This window comes from Pseudonocardia zijingensis (assembly GCF_042657305.1).
GTDB classification, from domain to species: Bacteria; Actinomycetota; Actinomycetes; order Mycobacteriales; family Pseudonocardiaceae; genus Pseudonocardia; species Pseudonocardia zijingensis.
Window position 1 is genome coordinate 54,006 of the sequence record NZ_JBHSKO010000027.1, and the last position, 20,499, is coordinate 74,504.

Sequence of the window (20,499 nt, forward strand, 5' to 3'; positions counted from 1 at the left end):
GGAAGGTGAACCGACGATGACGTCGCCCACCGACATCGAGACCAGGACCCTGAGCAAGATCAAGTGGCGGTTCGTGCCGCTGCTGTGCTGCTGCTACTTCGCGCTCTACCTCGACCGGCTGAACGTGTCGGTCGCCGCGCTGACCATGAACGAAGACCTCGGCATCAGCCCGGCGGTGTTCGGGCTGGTGGCCGGCGTGTTCTTCTGGACGTACTCGCTGCTGGAGGTGCCGAGCAACTACGTCGTGTCCCGCGTGGGGGTCCGGGTGTGGGTCACCCGGATCATCATCAGCTGGGGGCTCGTGACGATGCTGACGGCCGCCGCGCAGGGCGAGATCAGCCTGATCCTGCTGCGGTTGCTGCTCGGCGCGGCCGAGGCCGGGTTCGCGCCGGCCATGATCGTGCTCATCGGGCTGTGGATCCCCGCGTCGAAGCGGGCCGGGGCGATCTCGCTGATGATCATCGCCGTGCTGCTGTCGGGCTTCGGCACCCCGCTCTCGGCGATCATCATGACCACCATGGACGGGCTGCTCGGGCTGCCCGGGTGGCGGTGGATGTTCCTGGTGACGGGCGTGCCCGCGGTGGTGCTCGGCTTCGTGTTCTACGCCGTCATCCGCAACGGTCCCGAGGAGGCGACGTTCCTCGACGCCGAGGAGAAGCGCTGGCTGACCACCCGGCTGGCGCAGGACGACGCCGCGCTCGGTGGGCGGGCCGCCCACCCGTTCCTGCGCGGGGTGCTCAACCCGCGCGTCGCCTACCTCGTGGTCATGTACATCCTGTTCGCCTTCAGCCTCTTCGGGTTCCAGTTCTTCGTGCCGCAGATGCTGCAGCAGTTCGGGCTGGGCACGATCGCGATCGGCTGGGTGGCCGCGCTGCCGCCGCTGCTCGCCGTCGGGCCGATGCTGTGGTGGTCGCGGCACTCGGATCGCACCGGCGAGCGGGTGCGCCACTACGCGGCCGCCGCCGCCACCGCGGGCGTCGGCTTCCTGATCGCCGGGTTCTCGATGAGCACGCCGCCGATCGCGATCGCCGGGTTCTGCATCGCCGGGATCGGGCTCTACACGTGCATCCCGATCCAGCTCGCGATCCCGACGACGTTCCTCACCGGTGCCGCACTAGCGGGCGGGATCGGGGTGATCAACGGGCTCGGCAACATCGGGGGTTACATCGGGCCGCAGGTCACCGGCATCGTCCGTGAGGCCACGGGTGACTTCACGGCCGCGGTGTTCCTGCTCAGCGCCAGCATCTTCGGCGCAGCGGTGCTCGCGGTGATCTTCGCCGCGTGGCAGCGGCGCCCGGCGCCCGCCGCCACGCGGCCGATCGCGCTCGACCCGGCGTGAGGATCGACTTCACCGGCCGGGTCGCGGTCGTGACCGGGGCGGGGAGCGGGATCGGCGCGGCCACCGCCCGCCTGCTCTCCGCCTCGGGCGCGGACGTCGTAGCCGTCGACATCGACGCGGCCGCGGCCCGGCGGACGGCCGAGGGCCTGCCCGGCCGGGCGATCGCGGTGCCGGCCGACGTCTCCCGCGAGGAGGACGTCGACCGGTACCTCGACGCGGCCGTGGCGGCCTTCGGCGCCGTGCACCTGCACCACCTCAACGCCGGGATCGCGGGTCCCGCCACCCCGCTGCCCGACGTCGACGTGGCCGACTTCGACCGGGTGCTGGCGGTGAACCTCCGCGGGCCGTTCCTCGGCCTGCGGGGGGCGTTCCGCTGCTACCGGCGACAGCGGACCGGCGGAGCGGTGGTGCTCACCGCCTCCATCGCGAGCCTGCGCGGCAGCCACGACCTGCTGCCCTACCAGATCTCCAAGCACGGGCTGCTGGGTGCGGTGCGCGGCGGCGCGATGTACGGCGGGCCGATCGGCGTGCGCGTGAACGCGGTGGCGCCCGGCCTGGTGCCCACCGGGCTGGCCTCCGACGACCTGGTGCGGCGCGGGCGCACGGTGCCCCAGCGGCGCACGGGCACCCCCGAGGAGGTGGCGGGTGCCGTGGCCTACCTGCTCAGCGACCAGGCCGGCTACGTCAACGGCGAGGTGCTCTCCGTCGACGGGGGCGCCGCCGCGGTGAGCAGCGTGCGCGCGTCCGGAGGGGCGGGAGCCTGGGACCCGGAGGTGCTGGACAGCGCGCAGCGGTAACGATCTCGTCCCTTTCGGTCCCCTTCGGCGCCCGCCGGTCCTAGGCTCGGTCGATCGAGTCGACGACGCCTCGGGAGCCAACGCCATGCGCATCAGCACGCAGTTCGACCGTCGGCGCTTCCTCCAGGCCACGGGTCTGGCCGCCCTCGGCGGCACACTCGTGGCCTGCGCGGAGGACGAGGGGATCGGGGCCGGCGGGCCCGAACCCACGCAGCCGGCGCCCACGGGCACGTTCCAGGAACCGGCATCACCCCTGTCCGGATCCCTGTCGATCCTGATGTGGAGCCACTTCGTACCGGCCCACGACACCTGGTTCGACCCCTGGGTGCAGGAATGGGGTCAGCGGGTGGGCGTGCAGGTCACCGTGGACCACATCAACTACGCCGAGCTCCCGGCCCGCACGCAGGCCGAGATCCAGGCGAAGCAGGGCCACGACCTCATCCTGCACATCTCGCCGGTGCCGCAGTACGAGCCGAGCGTGCTCGACCTCACCGACGTCGTCACCGAGGCGAACAACCGGCACGGCCAGATGGTGGAGCTGTGCCAGAAGTCCTCGTTCAACCCCACCACCGGGAAGTACTTCGCGTTCGCCCCGGCCTGGGTGCCCGACCCCGGTGACTTCCGCAAGAGCCTGTGGACGCCGGTGGGTCTGCCCGACGGGCCCACCACATGGGACGACCTGCTGCGCGGTGGCGCCGAGATCAAGAACGGCCAGGGCGTGCAGCTGGGCATCGGCATGTCGCAGGAGATCGACTCGAACATGGCCGGGCGCGCCCTGCTCTGGTCGTTCGGGGCGTCGATCCAGGACGAGTCCGAGCAGGTCGTGATCAACTCGCCGGAGGCGGTGGCGGCGGTCGAGTTCATGGCGCGGCTCTACAACGAGGCGATGACGCCGGAGGTGTTCTCCTGGAACGCGGCGTCGAACAACCAGGGCCTCGCCGCGGGCCAGCTGTCGTACATCCTCAACTCGCTCTCCGCCTGGCGCACGTCGCAGGAGACCGACCCCGAGGTGGCCGCCGACATCTTCTTCTCGCCCGCCCTGCGCGGGCCCGCGGACGCCCGGGCCGCCAGCCACGTCATGTACAACTGGATCGTCCCGGACTTCGCCGCCAACCCGGCCGCGGCCAAGGAGTTCCTGCTGCACTACGCGGGCAACCTCGACGTGGTGGCCTGGAACTCCAAGCTCTACGACTTCCCGGCCTACCCCGACCTGGTGCCCGACATGGGGAAGTGGCTGAACGCCGACCCGTTCGGCGCGCAGCCACCGGAGAAGCTCGCGCTCCTCGAGAACGCCATCGACTGGAGCACCAACATCGGCTACCCGGGCACGGCCAACACGGCGGAGGGCGAGGTCTTCGCCACGTTCGTCATCCCGAACATGTTCGCGCGGGCCGCGCGGGGTGAGGTGAGCCCCCAGCAGGCCGTCGCCGACGCCGAGGACCAGATCATCCCCATCTTCGACAACTGGCGGGCGCGTGGCCTGATCGGCACGGGCGGGAGCTGAGCTTGAGCACGGTCGAGGTCCGGAAGCTGCGCAAGTCGTTCGACTCGGGCAAGGCGTTCGCGATCGACGGCGTCGACCTGGCCACCGGGGAGGGGGAGTACCTGGTCCTGCTGGGGCCGTCGGGCTGCGGCAAGACCACGCTGCTGCGCACGATCGCCGGGCTCGAGGAGCCCACGAGCGGCGACGTGCTCATCGGCGGGCAGGTGGTCACGGGGTTGCCGCCGCGGGCCCGGCGCATCGCCATGGTGTTCCAGAGCTACGCGCTCTACCCGCACAAGACCGTGCAGGCCAACATCGTGTTCCCGCTGCGTGCGGAGGGCATGGCGCCCGCCGAGCGGGACGAGAAGGCCCGCACGGCCGCCGAGATGCTGGGCATCGGGCACCTGCTGGAACGCAAGCCGCGCCAGCTGTCTGGCGGCGAGCGCCAGCGGGTGGCACTGGCCAGGGCGCTGGTGCGCGACCCCACCGTGTTCCTGCTCGACGAGCCGCTGTCCAACCTGGATGCCAAGCTGCGCACGAGCGCGCGCGACGAGCTGAAGCGGTTCCAGCAGGACATCCGCACCACCACGATCTACGTCACGCACGACCAGAGCGAGGCGATGGGCCTCGGCGACCGGATCGCGGTGATGTCCGAGGGCCGGGTGCGCCAGATCGGGGCGCCCGTCGAGATCTACGACGACCCCGCCGACACGTTCGTCGCCACGTTCATCGGCTCGCCGCCGATGAACCTCGTGCCGCACGGCGACGTGCTCGTCGGCTTCCGGCCCGAACACCTGCTGCCCGTCGAGAACGTGCCCGGCGAGCGGATCACCGCCACCCTCGAGGTGCAGCGGATGGAGTACCTGTCCGGCGACCGGCACGTCTACGGCAGCGTCGACCTCGGCGACGGGCCGTGCCGGGTGATCGCCCGGCTGCCCGCCACCGTGGAGACGCCGATCGAGGTGGGGGAGCGGCACGACTTCGCGGTGCCGGGCGGCAGGCTGCGCTTCTTCGACGCCGGCAGCGGCCTGCGCACCGAGCCGGTGCGGCTGGGGGCGTGATGACCTCCCCGGCCCCGGCCGCGCAGGCCGACGAACGGACCCGGGCACCGCGGCACGTCGTCCTGCGGCGGCGCGGCATCGCCGACCGCGACGGCGTGCTGTCCTGGCTGCTGCTCGCCCCGGCGGTGGTCTACATCCTCGCGCTGGTGGCCGTGCCGTTCCTGCTGGCGGTGGCGTTCAGCTTCTCGGACGTCACCGGCGGGGACGCGAGCTTCGACTTCGTCGGACTGCAGAACTTCGAGCGGATCTTCGCCGACCCGGTGTTCTGGCGGGCGTTGCGCAACACGTTCGTCTTCACGGCCGTGTCGATGGTGTTCATCGTGATCTTCGGCAAGATCCTGGCCAACATACTCATCGCCGACTTCCGCGGCCGCTGGATCGTCCGGTTCTGCATCCTCCTGCCCTGGACCACGCCGGTGGCGCTGTCGACGATCACGTGGCTGTGGCTGCTCGACTCGGTGTTCTCGCCGATCGACTGGGTGCTGCGCAACGTCGGGGTGATCCAGTCGAACATGTTCTGGCTCGGGCAGCCGGGCCTGGCCATGATCTCGGTGATCGCCGTGCACGTCTGGCGGCTGGTCCCGCTGGCCGCGGTGATCATGATGGCCGGGCTGCTGTCGATCCCGAAGGACGTGCAGGAGCAGGCCGCGGTGGACGGCGCGGGCTACTGGCGGCGGATGTTCGAGGTCACGATCCCGCTCACCGCCCCCGTGATCGCGATCTCCGCGCTGTTCGGCGCGATCTTCACGTTCACGGACATGACCGTGGTGTACGTCCTCACCCGCGGCGGGCCCACCAACGAGACCCAGGTGCTCGCCAGCTGGGCGTTCTTCCGGGGCATCGAGGGCAGCGACGTGGCGCAGGGCGCGGCGATCGCGCTGTTCCTGTTCCCCCTGCTGCTCGCGGCCGCGATCGCGATCCTGCGGGCGGTGCGCGGGATGGAGATCAGCTGACATGGACGGTCTCGTCGTCACCGAAGCCGACCGGAGGCGCTACGCGCGCAGGCACCGGGCGTCCCGGATCGGGCTGTACGTGCTCGCCGTGCTGTCCGCCCTCGCCGCGGCCGGCCCGTTCGTGTGGGCAGCGATCACCACGTTCAAGCAGGACAGCGACCTCTACCGGCGCAGCAACAACCCGTTCACCTACAACGAGCTGCCCACCCGCGACCACCTCGACCTGCTGCTCACCGGCACCGGGTTCGGCACGTTCGCGTGGAACACGCTGTGGGTCGGCGTGCTGGTCGTGCTGATCACGATCGCGCTGGCGCTCCCCGCCGCCTACAGCCTCGCCCGCCTCGACCGGCCGTGGGCGGGCCGGATGGGCATCGCGATCTTCTTCGTCTACCTCGTGCCGCCCACCCTGCTGTTCCTGTCGCTGTCGCGGCTGGTGGTGGCGCTCGGGCTGCAGGACTCCACCTGGTCGCTCGTGGTGATCTACCCGACGATCACGGTGCCGGTGTCGGTGTGGCTGCTCATCGGGTTCCTCAAGACCATCCCGAAGGACATCGAGGAACAGGCGATGGTCGACGGCTACAGCCGCGTCGGCGCGATGGTGCGCGTGGTCGCGCCGCTGCTGTTCCCCGGGCTCGTCGCCGTGGTCGTGTTCGCCTTCACCCTGACCGCGAGCGAGTTCATCTACGCGCTCGCGTTCATCTCCCCGAGCGCGGAGAAGGTGATCAGCACCGGGGTGCCCACCGAACTCGTGCGGGGCGACGTGTTCTTCTGGCAGTCGCTGTCGGCGGCGGCCGTGCTCGTCGCCGTGCCGATCGCGTTGGTGTTCAACCTGTTCCTCGACCGGTTCATCGCCGGGTTCACCCAGGGCGCGGTGAAGGGCTGAGCTATAGGGGAGACGAACCGGATCGTATCATCTGGGAGTGCCCTCCTTCTCGGTCGCGCGCGGCCGCGGCTGGTCCTTCGTCTCGCCCACGGGTGAATCGTTCTGCTCGCTCGGCGTCGTGCACGCCGACGACACCAACCTGCGCTACCCGCACAACCGGGCCATCTGGCGCGAGCGCTACGGCGGCTCGCGGGAGCGCTGGCTGCGCGACGGCCTCGCGGCCGACCTGCGCGCGTGGGGCTTCACGACCATCGGCGCCACCTCCGAGTACGTCAGCGGCTCCGGGCTCGGGGTCACCGGGACGCCGGTGGACCTCGGCCACTCCGAGGGCCTGCCCGGCGACGACCTGGCAGGCGCGGGCCTGCCCTACGTCCTCGAGCTGCGGGTGGCCGAGATCGAGGCGTGGAACGGGCACCCGGCCTACCGCGACCCCCGCTCGCCCGCCTTCGCCGAGTACTGCGACCACCTCGCCCGCACGCTCTGCCGCCCCGACGACCCCCTGCTGCTGGGCTACTACCTCGTGGACGGCCCCGCGTGGACCGGCCACCCGACCGGCGCGGGGTGGGACGGCCCGCTGGCCGAGATCGCAGAGGCCTACTACGCGACGGCCGCCGCCGCGATCCGCCGCCACGACCCCGGGCACCTGTTGCTCGGCGACCGGTTCGGCACCCGCGCCGGCGCCCCCGCCGAGGTCCTCGACGCCGCGGCCCCGCACGTGGACGTGCTGTCGGTGCAGACCTTCCCCGGGCCCGATCCGGACGCGCTCGGCGCGGCGCTCGACGTCGTCGAGGGGTGGCACCGGCGCACCGGGCTGCCGGTGCTCGTGGCCGACACGGGCAACTGGTGCCCCACCCGGATGAACCCCCACCGCACCGGCAGCGCCCGCGACCAGGCCGAACGGGCCGCCGGGTACGTGCGCACCGCCGAGGCGCTGGCCGCCCGGGACTGGTGCCTGGGCTGGCACTGGTGCAGCTACGTGGAGAACCCCCAGCGCGGGTGGGGGCTCAAGGACCCGTGGGACGAGCCGTACGACGAGCTCGTGGGTCCGGTCGCGAGGGTCAACCGCGCGGTGGCGGCGAGCTGGGCGGCCCGCCGTGCCTGACCTCACCCGCCGCAACCCCGGCGTCCACCGCGCCGTCCTCGACGCGGCGTGGTCGCTGACCGTCGAGGGCGGCTGGCAGGCGGCGAGCGTCGATGCGATCTCGGCCCGTGCGGGCGTCGGCAAGCGCACCGTGTACCGCTGGTGGCCCGCCGGCAAGGCGGCGGTGGTGCTGGAGGCGTTCCTGGACCACGCCCGTGCCCGCCCCGCGCCGGCGGCGGGGACCCGCCTCGACGAGCTCCTGCAGGCGCACGCGCGGCACTTCGTCGACCTGTACGCGGGCACCGAGCTGGGCCGGGTCCTCGCCGGCCTGCTCGGTGCCGCCCAGACCGACGCCGGGGTCGCCGAAACCCTGCAGGCCCACTTCTTCGAACCCCGCCGGGCCCCGGTGCGGGCCGCCGCCACGGCCTGCGCGGAGCTGCCCCCGGACGCCGACGTCGAGCTCCTGCTGGACCTCGTCTTCGCCCCGCTGCACTACCGGCTGCTCACCGGCCGTCCCGTCGACCGGGCCTACGCCGACCAGGTGGTCGACGCCGTGCTTGGCGGTTTCCCCGGCGTCACGCCGCGGGCGAGCGCAGGTAGCGGATGAGGCCCACGACGTCCTCGGGCACGAGGCGCCCGATCGCACCGCTGGAGTAGACACTGACGACGACCGCGCCGGAGGGGGCGAGCACGAACCCCGTGGACTCGAGGTGGCCGCGGTCGGCGTTCACGAACGCCCCGGTGGCCGCGGCGATCTTCGCGGCGTCGGCGCTGTGGCCCACCGGGAAGCGCAGGTGGTGCTTCTCGACGAGGGCGCGGGTGGTCTCGGCGTCGTCGACGGAGAGGGCGACCACCGCGGCGCCGACCTCGGCGAGGGCGTCGTGGGCCCGCTCGAACGCCCGCAGCTGCGCGTTGCAGTACGGGCACCACGAGCCCCGGTAGAACAGGACGACGCCGTAGCGGCCTGCGAGCGCGTCCGGGAGCTGGAGCGCGTCGCCGTCGGCGAGCGGCACCGAGAGCGCGGGGAACTCGTCGCCGGGCTGGAGCAGGGGCATGGTCGCGACGCTACGGGCCGCCGGCCGCGGACAAGGCGCTTCCGGGCCGTCCGTCACCGGTCGTTAAGGATCACACCCCGCCCGCCGGGCCGATCTCGAGCACCGCCTTGCCGTGCAGGCGCCGCCCCAGCAGCGCGCCGACCGCCTCCGCGGCGTCCTCCCAGCTGCCGCGCCACGAGATCTGCGGGTCCAGCCGCCCCGCCGAGACGGCCGAGGCCAGCCAGGCGAGGTCGGGACCCAGGTCCCGGCACTCGAGCAGGTAGAAGGTGACGATCGTGCGGTCGTGCAGGCCCTCGGCGCCGAGGAACCCGCCCGGCGGGAACTGCTCGCCCTGACCGGTGGTGTTCCCGACGCTCACGAGGGTGCCGCCAGGCGCGAGCCGGCCGTAGGCGGCCACCAGGTGCGGACCACCCACCATGTCGAGGACCCCGTGCACCCGCTCGGTGACGTCGTCGGGAGAGGCCACCACCTCGTCGGCGCCCAGCGCGCGCAGGCTCTCGCCGTGGCGCTGCGGGTCGCCGGTGCTGGCGATGACGTGCGCGCCGCCCTGGTGCGCCAGCTGCACGGCGTAGCGCCCGACGCCCCCGGTGGCGCCGGTGACGAGCACGCGCCTGCCCAGCAGCGGGCCGGTGCGGTGCAGGGCACGCAGGGCGCTCGCGCCCGCCACCGGCACGGTGCTGATCGCGCCGAGGTCCGCGCCCTGCGGCACCACACCGATGCCGGCGGTGTCGACGGCGCGCAGCTCGGCCCACGCCCCGGCCGGGCCGAGCGTGACGACCGGGGTGCCGGCGGCGGGGCCCGTCCCGTCCGCAGCCGCGCGCTCGACGACCCCCGCGGCGTCCCAGCCGAGGACGAAGCCCTCCGGCGCGTATGCGGTTCCGCCGCTGACCTCGCCGTAGTTGAGGGAGGTCGCCGTGACGCGCACCAGCGCCTGGTGCGGTGCCGGCTCGGGGTCCGGGACCTCTCCGAGGCGCAAGGCGCCGGGCACGGAGCGGTCGACGAGGAGGGCGCGCACGAAATCTCACTTTCACTGAGGAGCAACTGCTACTGAGAGGCATAATGCCACAAGTGGCGTTCGCGCCGCCGGTACAGTCAACGCCGATGGACACGGTCGGGATGTCGCTCCGGGAGCGCAAGAAGCTCCGCACGCGCCAGGCGCTCGTGGACACCGCGCTGCGCCGGTTCACCGAACAGGGCTTCGACGCCACCACCCTCGACGACCTGTGCGCCGAGGTCGAGGTCTCCAAGCGCACGTTCTTCCGCTACTTCACCAGCAAGGAAGACGTCGCGATGGCGCCCATCCACGACATGTGGGAGGCCTTCCTCGTCGTGCTCGAGGCGGACGAGCGCACCGACGGCACGCTGCTGGAGCTGCTGGCGGACGCGATGCTCGCGGCCGTCGTCGCGATGCCCGACGACGGTTGGACCGAGCGGCTGGAGCTGACCCGACACCTCGCCGCCGTCACGCCGTCGATGAACGCCCACGGGCTGCAGTTCTGCCACCGCACCACCCGCACCGCGATCGACCTGCTCCGGGAGCGCTACGGCTTCGCCGAGAACGACCTGCGGGTCCGGCTGGCGGTCGACCTGGGGGTGGCCGCGCAGCACTGCGCGCTCGAGCAGTGGGTGTTCCGCCCGGGGCCCGCCGGCCGCGACGACCTGCTCGCGCGCCTGCGCGAGGCGTACGCGGCGATCCCGGGCGTCGTCACGCTCGGTCTGGAACGGAAGGGTTGATCACGGCGAGATGTGCGTGGGCGCCCTCAGCCGGGCGATGACGCGGCTCCCGGAACGATCTCCGGCCCGGTGATCAGCTGCGCGGCACCGGCACCCCGCGGATCGAGGCGTCCAGCAGCTGCACCGGGTGCAGGAGCGGCAGGTCCCCGCCCAGGTGCTTGCCGATCTGCAGGAGGCAGCCGGGGTTGGCGGTGACCACCACGTCCGGCTCGACCGATCGCACGTTCGCGGCCTTGCGGGCCCCGAGTTCGGAGGCCGCCTCCGGCATGACCATGTTGTAGATGCCCGCGGAACCGCAGCAGATCGCGGCCTCGGGCAGGTCCACCAGCTCCAGGTCGGGGATCGAGCGGAGCACGTCGCGGGGCTGGGTGCGCACCTGCTGGGCGTGCCCGAGGTGGCAGGCGTCGTGGTAGGCCACCTTGCGGGGGAACGGGTGGCGCGGCGCGCGCGGACCCAGGTCGGCGAGCACCTCGTGCACGTCGCGCACCCGGGAGCTGAACGCCTTGGCCCGCTCGGCCCACTCGGGGTCGTCGGCGAGCAGGTGGCCGTACTCCTTCATCGACGAGCCGCAGCCGGCCACGTTGGTGACGACGTGGTCGACGTCGAGCTTCTCGTAGACCGCGATCTCGCGCTTCGCCCGGGCCAGGGCGCTGTCCTCGCGGCCCGCGTGCAGCTCGAGCGCGCCGCAGCACTGCTGGTCGCGCGGCACGAGCACGTCGCAGCCCTCGGCGGCCAGCACGCGGACCGTGGCGGCGTTGACGCGGTGGAAGAACACGTCCTGCACGCAGCCGCTCAGCAGCGCCACCCGCGCCCGGCGCTCGCCTACGGCGGGGGTGTGCACGGGGAGCTGTGCGAACGCCTCGCGCAGCGACACCGGCGGGAGCAGCGATTCCATCGCGCCGATTCGCCCGGGCAGCTTCGCCGCGAGCGCGGCGATTCCCGGGATCTTGCGGATCCGCTGGTAGAGCGCACCCGGCACGGCCGCCGCCCGCAGCCGCCGCTTGTACGGGAACAGCGCGAAGATCGCGTTGCGGAACCAGGTGTCGGAGCGCTCGCGGGGCACGTTGCGCTCGATCTGCGGGCGCACCGACTCCAGCAGGCGGTCGTACTGCACGCCCGACGGGCACGCGGTCACGCAGGCCATGCAGCCCAGGCACCGGTCGATGTGCTCGGTGAAGGGCCCCTCGAGGTCGATCTCGCCCTTCTCGGCGAGGTCCATCAGGTAGATCCGGCCGCGCGGGGAGTCCATCTCCTCGCCCCACAGCTGGTAGGTGGGGCAGGTGGGCAGGCAGAAGCCGCAGTGCACGCAGTCGTCGAGCAGGTCGCGCTCCGGCGGCCTGCGCTCGTCGAAGGCGCTCGGCCCGGTCTGGGGGAGGTTGGTGTGGGCGCTACCGGCGGGTGTGGTCATCTCACATCCAGGGGTCGAAACGGCCGCGGCCGAAGCGGTTCTGCGGGTCGAGCTCGGCCTTGACGGCGCGCAGCACGGCGATGGCGGACGGCGGCGGCCCCCACGCCGGGACCTCGGCCTCGGCGGGGCGGGAACGCAGCACCGAGGTGCCGCCCGCGGTGTGCACCCGCTCGTGCGCACCGGCGACGGCCTCCGGCGGGAGCCCGACGGTGGCGACGCCGGTGCCGAGCCCGGCGGTGACGCTGCGGGCCGGCAGGTCGGCGAGCACGGCGGGCAGCCGCGAGGGCCGCACGCCGATCCGCAGGACGGCGAGGTCGGAGGTGCCGCGCACGAGCTCGGCGTGGCGCTCCCAGCCGTCGTCGCCGGGCGGGCGGACCTCACCGGTGCCCAGCGCGGCCCGCAGGCGGGCCCTGCGGGCGTCGATCGCGCCCTCGGTGCCCTCCACGCGGATCAGGAGCGTGCCGTCGCTCGTCCACTCCAGTGCCGCGGGCTCGTAGGGGCCGCCCAGCACGGTGGCGGCGTGTGCGGCGGCCTCCTCCAGCGAGCAGCCGACCGCGATCGTGGCCGTGCGCCGGGGCACCGGGTGCAGGCGCAGCACCACCTCCGCCAGCACCCCGAGGGTGCCGTAGGAGCCGTGGAGGAGCTTGGCGAGGTCGTAGCCCGCGACGTTCTTGATGACGTGCCCGCCGCTGCGGGCCACGGTGCCGTCGGCGAGCACGATCGTGACGCCGATGACGAGGTCGCGCATCGAACCGTGCACCAGGGCGGCGGGCCCGGCGTCGGCCGTGGCGATCAGGCCGCCGACGGTGGCGCCGTCGGCGACGCGCGCCGCGTCGAACGAGACGTGCTGGCCGTGCGGGGCGAGCTCGCGCTGGAGCTCGCGCAGCGGGGTGCCTGCGCGCACGGAGACGGTCATGTCCCCGGGGTTGTGGGTGATCACGCCGCGCAGGCCGGTGGTGTCGAGCACGGCGTCGACGGGTGCGAGCGGGCCCGCCCAGTCGGCTGCGGTGCCCGCTCCCGCGATCGCGATCGTGCCCGCCGTGTCGAGCACGGCGTCGCGCAGCGACCGCAGGTCGGTGGGGCGGAGGGTGGTCGTGGTCGTCACAGGCGCTCGATCACTCCCGCTTCTTCCAGGGGGTGGGGCCGGTACTTGCCGGGGCGCTCGCCGCACAGGCGCGGCGTGGGCAGCACCTTGCCCGGGTTGCACAGCCCGTCGGGGTCGAACGCCTTCCGCGCCCGGGCCATCACGGCGAGGTCGTCCTCGCCGAACATCTTCGGCATGGAGCAGGCCTTGTCGGCGCCGATCCCGTGCTCGCCCGACAGTGACCCGCCCAGCTCCACGCACAGCTCGGCGATCTCGCCCGAGAGCTTCTCGGCGCGCTCGGTCTCGCCCGCCGCCGCGCTGTAGAGCACCAGGGGGTGCAGGTTGCCGTCGCCCGCGTGGAAGACGTTGGCCACGCGCAGTCCGGCGTCGGCGCCCATGCCGGCGATGCGGTCGAGCACCTCGGCGAGCCGGGTGCGGGGCACCACGCCGTCCTGCACGAAGTAGTCGGGGGAGATCCGCCCGACCGCGGCGAACGCCGCCTTGCGGCCGCGCCAGATCGCGGCCCGCTCCTCCGGCGAGCCCGCGATGTGCAGCCGGGTGCAGCCGTGGCGGTCGCAGATCTCCTTGACCTGCTCGAACTGCGTGCCACACTCCTCGGCCGGCCCGTCCAGCTCCACCACGAGCGCGGCCGGCACACCGACCGTGTAGCCCGCGTGCACCGCCTCCTCCGCGGCCTCGATGGCGAGGGTGTCCATCATCTCGACAGCGGCCGGGACGATGCCCGCCTTGACGATGTCGGACACCACGTCGCCGGCCGCGCTGATCGACGGGAAGTCGGCGAGCAGTGTGCGCACCGTCTCGGGGGTGCGCAGCAGCCGCACCGTGATCCTGGTGGTGATGCCGAGCGTGCCCTCCGAGCCGAGGAACACGCCGCGCAGGTCCGGGCCGGCCTGCTCGCCGGTGTCCGAACCCAGCGTGACCAGCGAGCCGTCGGGCAGCACCACCTCGCAGGACAGCACGTGGTTGGTGGTGAAGCCGTACTTGAGGCAGTGGGCGCCGCCGGAGTTCTCCGCCACGTTGCCGCCGATCGTGCAGACCTGCTGGCTGGACGGGTCGGGCGCGTAGTAGAGGCCGTGCGGCGCCGCGGCCGCGGTGATCTCCAGGTTGGTGACGCCGGGCTCGACGACGGCGCGCCGGTCGACCGGGTCGACCTCGAGCACCCGCTTGAGCCGGGCCAGGCTGATCACCACGCCGTCGGCCACCGGCAGCGCGCCGCCGGACAGGCCCGTGCCCGCCCCGCGGGCGACGAACGGGACGCCGTGCTCGTGGCAGACGCGCACCGCGGCGGCCACCTGCTCGGCGTCGCGGGGCAGCAGCACGAGCTGCGGCGCCACCCGGTAGCCGGTGAGCCCGTCGCACTCGTACGCGCGGCACCGGACCGGGTCGCTGATCACGTCCTCCGGGGCGAGCGCACTCTCGAACGCCCTCGTCATCCCGCTGTCGAGACTCATCGTGGGGCCCCCTCCGTCGCGGGTACGAGCCTGGCATGGAGACTACGTCCGCGATCGCCGGATCGCCCGGTCCTCGTCGGTGCCCGGACCGGTCGCCCACCAACGGACAACGTTCGGGAGGTCGAAGCGGTGGGTCCCCGCCGGAAGCTGCAGTTGGCCCTCGTCATCGTGGCCTCGGTCGTCGTGGGGCTGGCGCTCACCGGCGCCGTGGGTCCCGCGTCGGTCGACCCCGTGCCCACAGCCGTCGTCACGCGCTGAAGTCTGACTTCCGCAATGCGGAAGTTCAAGTCCGTCTGGTAAAAAAGCGACCGGGCGGGTACCCGCCGTGCGCTGGCTGCCGACCGGAGGGTGAGACATGAGTACGCCACTGCAGATCGACCCCGCGCTGCGTGCGTTCGTGGAAGACGAACTGCTGAGCGGCCTCGACCTGGAGCCGGAGTGGTTCTGGTCCACGCTCGCGGCGCTGCACGACCGCTTCGACGGGCGGATCCACGAGCTCCTGCGGCGGCGTGACGAGCTGCAGGCGAAGCTCGACGCCTGGCACACCGAGCACGGCGCCGGCGACCCGGCGTCCTACGAGGCATTCCTCACCGAGATCGGCTACCTGGTGCCGCCCGCGTCCCCGAAGGTGCGGGTGGAGCGCGTCGACCCGGAGATCGCCCGGATCGCGGGCCCGCAGCTCGTGGTGCCCGCCACCGTGCCCCGCTACGCCCTCAACGCCGCCAACGCCCGCTGGGGCTCGCTCTACGACGCGCTCTACGGCACCGACGCCCTCCCGCTCGACCGCGAGCTCGCCCCCGGATACGACGAGGAGCGCGGCGCACAGGTGATCGCGGAGGCCGACCGCCTCCTCGACGAGTTCTTCCCGCTCGCCCAGGGCAGCCACGCCGAGGCCACGGCGTACCGGGTGGAGAACGGGCGGCTCGTCGTGGCCACCGGCACGGGGGAGAGCGGCCTCGCCGACCCGGCGCAGTTCGCGGGGCACCGGGACGGGGGCGTCCTGCTGCGCCACCACAACCTGCACGTCGAGCTGACGATCGACCCCGAGCACCGGGTGGGCCGCCAGCACCACGCCGATGTCGCCGACGTCGTGGTGGAGGCGGCGATCACCACGATCGTCGACCTCGAGGACTCGGTCGCCACCGTCGACGGCGAGGACAAGGCGCTGGCCTACCGCACCTGGCTCGGCCTGATGACCGGGGAGCTCGTGTCCCGGTTCGAGAAGGGCGGCGAGACGGTCGAGCGGCGCGTGAACGGCGACCGCGAGTACACCGCGCCGGACGGCTCCCCGCTCACCCTGCCGGGCCGCTCCCTGCTGCTCGTGCGCAACTGCGGCGACCACATGTTCACCGACGCCGTGCTCGTCGACGGCAAGCCGGTGGGCGAGGGCGTGCTCGACGCGCTCGTGTCGGCCGTGGCCGCCCTGCACGACCTGCGCGGCCTCGGGCAGCACTCCAACTCCCGGGCAGGCAGCGTCTACATCGTCAAGCCCAAGCAGCACGGGCCGGACGAGGTGGCGCTCACCGTCGAGCTGTTCGCCGCCGTCGAGGAGGCGCTCGGCCTGGAGCCGCGCACGCTCAAGATCGGCATCATGGACGAGGAGAAGCGCACCTCGCTCACCCTCGACGCGTGCATCGAGGCCGCGCAGGACCGGGTGATCTTCGTGAACACCGGCTTCCTCGACCGCACCGGCGACGAGATCCACTCCGACTTCCTCGCCGGGCCGGTCGTCCGCAAGAACGACATGAAGTCCACGGCGTGGCTCCTTGGCTACGAGGACCGCAACGTGGACGTGGCGCTGCGCGCCGGGTTCGTCGGGCAGGCGCAGATCGGCAAGGGCATGTTCGCCAAGCCGGCCGCGATGGCGGAGCTGCTCGCCACCAAGGGCGCCCACCCGGAGGCGGGCGCCAACACGGCGTGGGTGCCCTCGCCCACCGCGGCCACCCTGCACGCGCTGCACTACCTGCGGATCGACGTGGCCGAGCGCCAGCGCGCGCTCGCCGGCCGCGAGACCGACCGGCGCAAGCTGCTGGAGGTGCCGCTGCTCATGGGCGAGCTCACCGACGACGAGAAGCGCCACGAGCTCGAGACCAACGCCCAGTCGATCCTCGGTTACGTGGTGCGCTGGGTGGGCCTGGGCATCGGCTGCTCCACGGTGCCCGACCTGGAGGGCGTCGGGCTGATGGAGGACCGCGCCACCCTGCGGATCTCCAGCCAGCTGATCGCGAACTGGCTGCACCACGGCCTGGTGGACGAGGCGACCGTGCGCGAGACGTTCGCGCGGATGGCCGCGCTCGTCGACGAGCAGAACGCCCGGGAGCCGGGCTACGTGCCGATGGCGAAGGACCTCGACGCGAGCCCGTCGTTCCAGGCGGCCCTGGAGCTGGTGTTCACCGGCCGCACCGAGCCCAACGGCTACACCGAGCGCGTGCTGACGACCTGGCGCCGCAAGGCCAAGTCCCTGTGAGTGGATACGAGTGCTCCGGCACTCGTATCCACTCACGACCCGGGAGGGCCTGGCTGCGGGCGGCGGCCACCCTGTTCGCCATCGCGTACGGCGCCAACCAGTTCAGCTCGCTGATGGTCATGTACCGGGAGCAGGCGCACTACTCGGCCGTGGCGGTCGCGGCGTTCTTCGGCGTCTACGCCGCTGGGCTCGTGCCGGGGCTGCTGCTGGGCGGCCCGGCATCGGACCGGTGGGGGCGGCGGCGTCTGCTGCTGCCCGCGCTCGTGGTGTCGGCACCTGCCAGCGGTGTGCTCGCCCTCGGCGGCGTGGCGGCGGTGTCGGAGGCCGCCCTCTACACGGGCCGCTTCGCGTTCGGCGTGGTCACCGGCATCGCGATGGCGGTGGGCACGTCGTGGGTGAAGGAGCTCTCGCAGGCGCCGTGGGACCCGGAGGCGGACGCGGGCTCGGGCGCCCGCAGGGCCGCGCTCGCACTGTCGGCGGGCTTCGGCGCGGGCCCGCTGGTGGCGGGCGTGCTCGCCCAGTGGGCGCCGTTGCCGATGGAGCTGCCGTACCTGGTGCACATCGCGCTGACGCTCGTCGTGGTGGCGATGGTGGCGCGGCTGCCCGAGACGCGTCCGACGGGTGCGTTCCGGACCGGACTGCGGGTGCGCGTCCCGCTGCGGTTCCGGCGGGTCGTGGCGCCGATGGCGCCGTGGGCGTTCGGGGCGCCCGCCCTGTCGTTCGCCGTGCAGCCCGCGGCGCTCGGATCGCGCCTGGCCGGGTTCGGCCTGGTCTACGCCACGCTGCTCACCACCGTGACGCTCGGCGTCGGGATGTGCGTGCAATCGTGGGCCCGGCGGCTGTCCCCGGGCGCGGGTTCCCGGCTGGGGCTCGCCGCCCTGGTCGCGGGCCTGCTGGTGGCCGCGGCCGCGGCCGCGCTCGGGTCGCCGCTGCTCGGCGTGCCCGCGTCCGCCGTGCTGGGCGCGGCCTACGGGCTGCTGCTGGTGGCAGGCCTCCTCGAGGTGCAGCGCATGGCGGAGCCCGCCCAGCTGGCCGGGCTCACCGCGGTCTACTACGCGCTCACCTACGTCGGGTTCGTCCTGCCGGTGCTGCTGGCGGCGCTCGCCGGTGCGGCGGGCTACCCGGTGCTGCTGGTCGGGGTGGCGCTGCTCGCGTCGCTCAGCCTCGGCGTCGTGGCGTGGACCGGGCGCGCCTGATCCGTACGCTCTCGATCGTGCTCGAGCTGCGACCCACCCCGTTCGACCACCCCGATTCCCAGCGCCTGATCGCCGAACTGCAGGAGGTCTACCGCGAGCGCTACGGCGGCGAGGACGAGACCGCCGTCGACCCGCGCGAGTTCGCCCCGCCCGGCGGGTTCTTCGTCGTCGGGTACGCCGAGGGTGTGCCCGTGGCGTGCGGTGGCTGGCGGGAACGCCGCGCCGGGGAGGCAGCCCCGCTGCGCGACGGTGACGCCGAGGTCAAACGGATGTACGTGAACGCGGCGCACCGCGGGCGCGGCTACGCCCGCGCGGTGCTCGCCCAGCTGGAGCGCAGCGCGGTCGCCGCCGGGCTGCGGCGCATCGTGCTGGAGACCGGCACGATGCAACCGGAGGCCATCGCGCTGTACACCAGCGCCGGGTACGTGCCGATGCCGGCGTTCGGCGCCTACGCCGAGTCGCCCACGAGCCGCTACTTCGCCAAGGCCCTCCGCACCGGCCGGCTTCCGGCGCCCGCGTCCGGCAGCCGCTGAGCCGAGGCGCCGCCTGCCCGGCGCGCGGATGGCGGCAGGGGTTCGTCCGCGCCCCGCAGATACCCCGGACGTGGCGGCGCTCCGGGTAGCGGGATCACGCGGACCGGCGAATCATCCGCAGGGGCGGCCGGGGGAAGTTAGGGGGCTGTGGTGGCGACTGGGTCAGGGGTGTTGGCGCAGACGGACCTGCGACTCGACACCATATGGATCGACTACGTGTTCGTGGTCTTCTACTTCGTGTTGGTGCTGGGCATCGGGGTGCTGGCCCGGCGCTCGATCGCGTCGAGCCTGGACTTCCTGCTGTCCGGCCGGTCGTTGCCGGCGTGGGTGACGGGACTGGCGTTCATCTCGGCCAACCTGGGTGCGATCGAGCTGATCGGCATGATGGCCAACGGCGCCCAGTACGGCATGCCGACGGTGCACTACTACTGGATCGGCGCGATCCCCGCGATGGTGTTCCTCGGCATCGTGATGATGCCGTTCTACTACGGCAGCAAGGCGCGCAGCGTGCCGGAGTTCCTGCTGATGCGGTTCAACGCCACCACGCAGCGGGTCAACGGGATCACGTTCGCGCTGGCGGCGGTGCTGATCGCGGGCGTCAACCTGTACGCGCTGGGACTGATCCTCGAGGCCCTGCTGGGCTGGTCGCTCGTGCTGGCGATCCCGGTGGCCGCGCTGGTGGTGCTGAGCTACACCTTCCTCGGCGGGCTGAACGCGGCGATCTACAACGAGGTGCTGCAGTTCTTCGTGATCCTCGCCCTGCTGATCCCGTTGACGGTGGCCGGGTTGGCGCGGGTCGGCGGGTGGAACGGTCTGGTCACGCAGGTCAGCGCGCTCCCGCCGGGGCCGGAGCAGCTGTCGTCGTGGCCGGGCACCTCGCTGACCGAGATCATGAACCCGTTCCTGTCGGTGCTGGGGATCGTGTTCGGGCTCGGGTTCGTGCTCTCGTTCGGGTACTGGACCACCAACTTCGCCGAGGTGCAGCGCGCGCTGTCGGCGCGCAGCATGTCGGCCGCCCGCCGCACGCCGATCATCGGCGCGTTCCCGAAGGCGCTGATCCCGCTGGTCATCGTGATTCCCGGGATGATCGCCGGGGTGCTGGTGCCGCAGCTGACCACCCTCAAGCAGGGTGGGCCGACCGACGTCACCTACAACAACGCGCTGTCGCTGCTCATGAACGAGGTCCTGCCGAACGGGATCCTCGGGGTGGCGCTCGCCGGCCTGCTGGCGTCGTTCATGGCGGGGATGGCGGCAAACGTCAGCTCGCTGAACACGGTGTTCACCTACGACCTGTGGCAGGACTGGATCCGGCCCGGGCAGCCCGACGAGTACTACCTGCGGGTCGGGCGGACGGTCACTGTGGTCGGCTGCCTGCTGGCGATCGGCACCGCGTTCATCGCGGGCAGCTTCGAGAACCTGATGGACTACATCCAGGCGCTGTTCAGCTTCTTCAACGCGCCCCTGTTCGCGATCTTCATCCTGGGCCTGTTCTGGAAGCGGATGACCGGCACGGCGGGGTGGACGGGCCTGATCGGCGGCACGATCGCCGCGGTGATCGTGGACACGCTGGTGCGCACCGAGGTGATCGCGGTGTCGTCGCAGGCGGGGTCGTTCATCGGGGCCAGTGCCGCGTTCGTGGTCGGGATCGCGGTGGCGGTGGTCGTCACGACGTTCACCACGTCGAAGCCCGACTCGGAGCTCGTCGGGCTGGTGTGGGCGCTGACGCCGCGCGAGGGTCGCGCGAAGGTCGGGCAGGTTGCGCCGTCCGCCGCGGACGAGGTCGCGGCCGGCACGGCAGCGGCGCCTCGCCGCTACGCCGCGATCGAGGAGGTGCCCACCGCGATGCACGACGAAGAGGGCGCGTGGTGGCAGTCGCCGGTGGTGATGGGCGTGCTCGTCCTCGCGCTCACGCTCGTCCTGTACCTGATCTTCGCCTGACCGGAAGGAGGCCGT

The 20,499-nt window shown here is 72.7% G+C and carries 19 protein-coding genes; 14 read left to right on the forward strand and 5 right to left on the reverse strand.

Features of this window, described 5'->3' with window-relative positions; translation table 11 throughout:
- The first annotated feature begins 16 nt into the window (after positions 1 to 16).
- The 8 genes from ACFPL3_RS34990 to ACFPL3_RS35025 all read left to right on the forward strand — a co-directional run bounded on the left by ACFPL3_RS34990 (position 17) and on the right by ACFPL3_RS35025 (position 8,204).
- Positions 17 to 1,339 (forward strand): MFS transporter, encoded by a 1,323-nt coding sequence (locus ACFPL3_RS34990; RefSeq protein ID WP_379590289.1) that lies wholly within the window; start codon positions 17 to 19, stop codon positions 1,337 to 1,339.
- A complete protein-coding gene (locus ACFPL3_RS34995; RefSeq protein WP_343940243.1) occupies positions 1,336 to 2,136 on the forward strand; it encodes an SDR family NAD(P)-dependent oxidoreductase in 801 nt (266 codons plus the stop codon). The genes ACFPL3_RS34990 and ACFPL3_RS34995 overlap by 4 nt, the downstream gene beginning before the upstream one ends.
- Positions 2,137 to 2,221: 85 nt before the next feature.
- Positions 2,222 to 3,640 carry an ABC transporter substrate-binding protein gene (locus ACFPL3_RS35000; protein ID WP_343940241.1) on the forward strand — a complete coding sequence of 473 codons (1,419 nt, stop codon included), beginning with the start codon at positions 2,222 to 2,224 and terminating at the stop codon, positions 3,638 to 3,640.
- Between the two features lie 2 nt (positions 3,641 to 3,642).
- Positions 3,643 to 4,680 carry an ABC transporter ATP-binding protein gene (locus ACFPL3_RS35005; RefSeq protein ID WP_343940239.1) on the forward strand — a complete coding sequence of 346 codons (1,038 nt, stop codon included), beginning with the start codon at positions 3,643 to 3,645 and terminating at the stop codon, positions 4,678 to 4,680.
- Positions 4,680 to 5,633: a carbohydrate ABC transporter permease gene (locus tag ACFPL3_RS35010; protein ID WP_343940237.1), complete on the forward strand. Its 954-nt coding sequence runs from the start codon at positions 4,680 to 4,682 to the stop codon at positions 5,631 to 5,633. The genes ACFPL3_RS35005 and ACFPL3_RS35010 overlap by 1 nt, the downstream gene beginning before the upstream one ends.
- A gap of 1 nt (position 5,634) precedes the next feature.
- Positions 5,635 to 6,516, forward strand: coding sequence for a carbohydrate ABC transporter permease (locus ACFPL3_RS35015; RefSeq protein ID WP_343940236.1), 882 nt, complete (start codon positions 5,635 to 5,637; stop codon positions 6,514 to 6,516).
- A gap of 37 nt (positions 6,517 to 6,553) precedes the next feature.
- Entirely contained in the window at positions 6,554 to 7,618 is a 1,065-nt protein-coding gene (locus ACFPL3_RS35020) for an agarase (RefSeq protein ID WP_343940234.1), read from the forward strand.
- Positions 7,611 to 8,204: a TetR/AcrR family transcriptional regulator gene (locus ACFPL3_RS35025; RefSeq protein WP_343940232.1), complete on the forward strand. Its 594-nt coding sequence runs from the start codon at positions 7,611 to 7,613 to the stop codon at positions 8,202 to 8,204. The genes ACFPL3_RS35020 and ACFPL3_RS35025 overlap by 8 nt, the downstream gene beginning before the upstream one ends.
- Here ACFPL3_RS35025 and ACFPL3_RS35030 read toward each other — a convergent pair.
- Positions 8,173 to 8,652: a peroxiredoxin family protein gene (locus ACFPL3_RS35030; protein WP_343940230.1), complete on the reverse strand. Its 480-nt coding sequence runs from the start codon at positions 8,650 to 8,652 to the stop codon at positions 8,173 to 8,175. The genes ACFPL3_RS35025 and ACFPL3_RS35030 overlap by 32 nt on opposite strands.
- A gap of 70 nt (positions 8,653 to 8,722) precedes the next feature.
- Positions 8,723 to 9,667, reverse strand: a complete 945-nt coding sequence (locus ACFPL3_RS35035; RefSeq protein WP_343940228.1) for a zinc-binding dehydrogenase — start codon at positions 9,665 to 9,667, stop codon at positions 8,723 to 8,725.
- A gap of 86 nt (positions 9,668 to 9,753) precedes the next feature.
- Between ACFPL3_RS35035 and ACFPL3_RS35040 the strand changes: the two genes are divergently transcribed.
- Positions 9,754 to 10,386 carry a TetR/AcrR family transcriptional regulator gene (locus ACFPL3_RS35040; protein WP_343940226.1) on the forward strand — a complete coding sequence of 211 codons (633 nt, stop codon included), beginning with the start codon at positions 9,754 to 9,756 and terminating at the stop codon, positions 10,384 to 10,386.
- 73 nt (positions 10,387 to 10,459) lie between these two features.
- Here the strand turns inward: ACFPL3_RS35040 and ACFPL3_RS35045 are convergent, their stop codons facing one another.
- Genes ACFPL3_RS35045 through ACFPL3_RS35055 form a run of 3 tightly spaced genes read right to left on the reverse strand, consistent with a single transcriptional unit; the run spans position 10,460 to position 14,350 of the window.
- A complete protein-coding gene (locus tag ACFPL3_RS35045) occupies positions 10,460 to 11,794 on the reverse strand; it encodes a (Fe-S)-binding protein (RefSeq protein ID WP_343940224.1) in 1,335 nt (444 codons plus the stop codon).
- A gap of 1 nt (position 11,795) precedes the next feature.
- Entirely contained in the window at positions 11,796 to 12,899 is a 1,104-nt protein-coding gene (locus ACFPL3_RS35050; protein WP_343940222.1) for an FAD-binding oxidoreductase, read from the reverse strand.
- Positions 12,896 to 14,350: an FAD-linked oxidase C-terminal domain-containing protein gene (locus ACFPL3_RS35055; protein ID WP_343940220.1), complete on the reverse strand. Its 1,455-nt coding sequence runs from the start codon at positions 14,348 to 14,350 to the stop codon at positions 12,896 to 12,898. Before ACFPL3_RS35055 ends, ACFPL3_RS35050 begins: the two co-directional genes overlap by 4 nt.
- Before the next feature lie 129 nt (positions 14,351 to 14,479).
- Here ACFPL3_RS35055 and ACFPL3_RS35060 point away from each other — a divergent pair, with 129 nt between their 5' ends.
- The 5 genes from ACFPL3_RS35060 to ACFPL3_RS35080 all read left to right on the forward strand — a co-directional run bounded on the left by ACFPL3_RS35060 (position 14,480) and on the right by ACFPL3_RS35080 (position 20,484).
- Positions 14,480 to 14,608 carry a hypothetical protein gene (locus ACFPL3_RS35060; RefSeq protein WP_343940218.1) on the forward strand — a complete coding sequence of 43 codons (129 nt, stop codon included), beginning with the start codon at positions 14,480 to 14,482 and terminating at the stop codon, positions 14,606 to 14,608.
- A 97-nt stretch (positions 14,609 to 14,705) separates the two neighbouring features.
- Positions 14,706 to 16,817 (forward strand): malate synthase G, encoded by a 2,112-nt coding sequence (locus tag ACFPL3_RS35065; RefSeq protein ID WP_343940216.1) that lies wholly within the window; start codon positions 14,706 to 14,708, stop codon positions 16,815 to 16,817.
- On the forward strand, positions 16,814 to 18,013 hold the full coding sequence (locus tag ACFPL3_RS35070; protein WP_343940214.1) for an MFS transporter: 1,200 nt from the start codon (positions 16,814 to 16,816) through the stop codon (positions 18,011 to 18,013). Before ACFPL3_RS35065 ends, ACFPL3_RS35070 begins: the two co-directional genes overlap by 4 nt.
- Positions 18,014 to 18,030: 17 nt before the next feature.
- Positions 18,031 to 18,546 carry a GNAT family N-acetyltransferase gene (locus ACFPL3_RS35075; protein ID WP_343940211.1) on the forward strand — a complete coding sequence of 172 codons (516 nt, stop codon included), beginning with the start codon at positions 18,031 to 18,033 and terminating at the stop codon, positions 18,544 to 18,546.
- A 168-nt stretch (positions 18,547 to 18,714) separates the two neighbouring features.
- Positions 18,715 to 20,484 (forward strand): sodium:solute symporter family protein, encoded by a 1,770-nt coding sequence (locus ACFPL3_RS35080; protein ID WP_343940209.1) that lies wholly within the window; start codon positions 18,715 to 18,717, stop codon positions 20,482 to 20,484.
- Positions 20,485 to 20,499 lie beyond the last annotated feature (15 nt).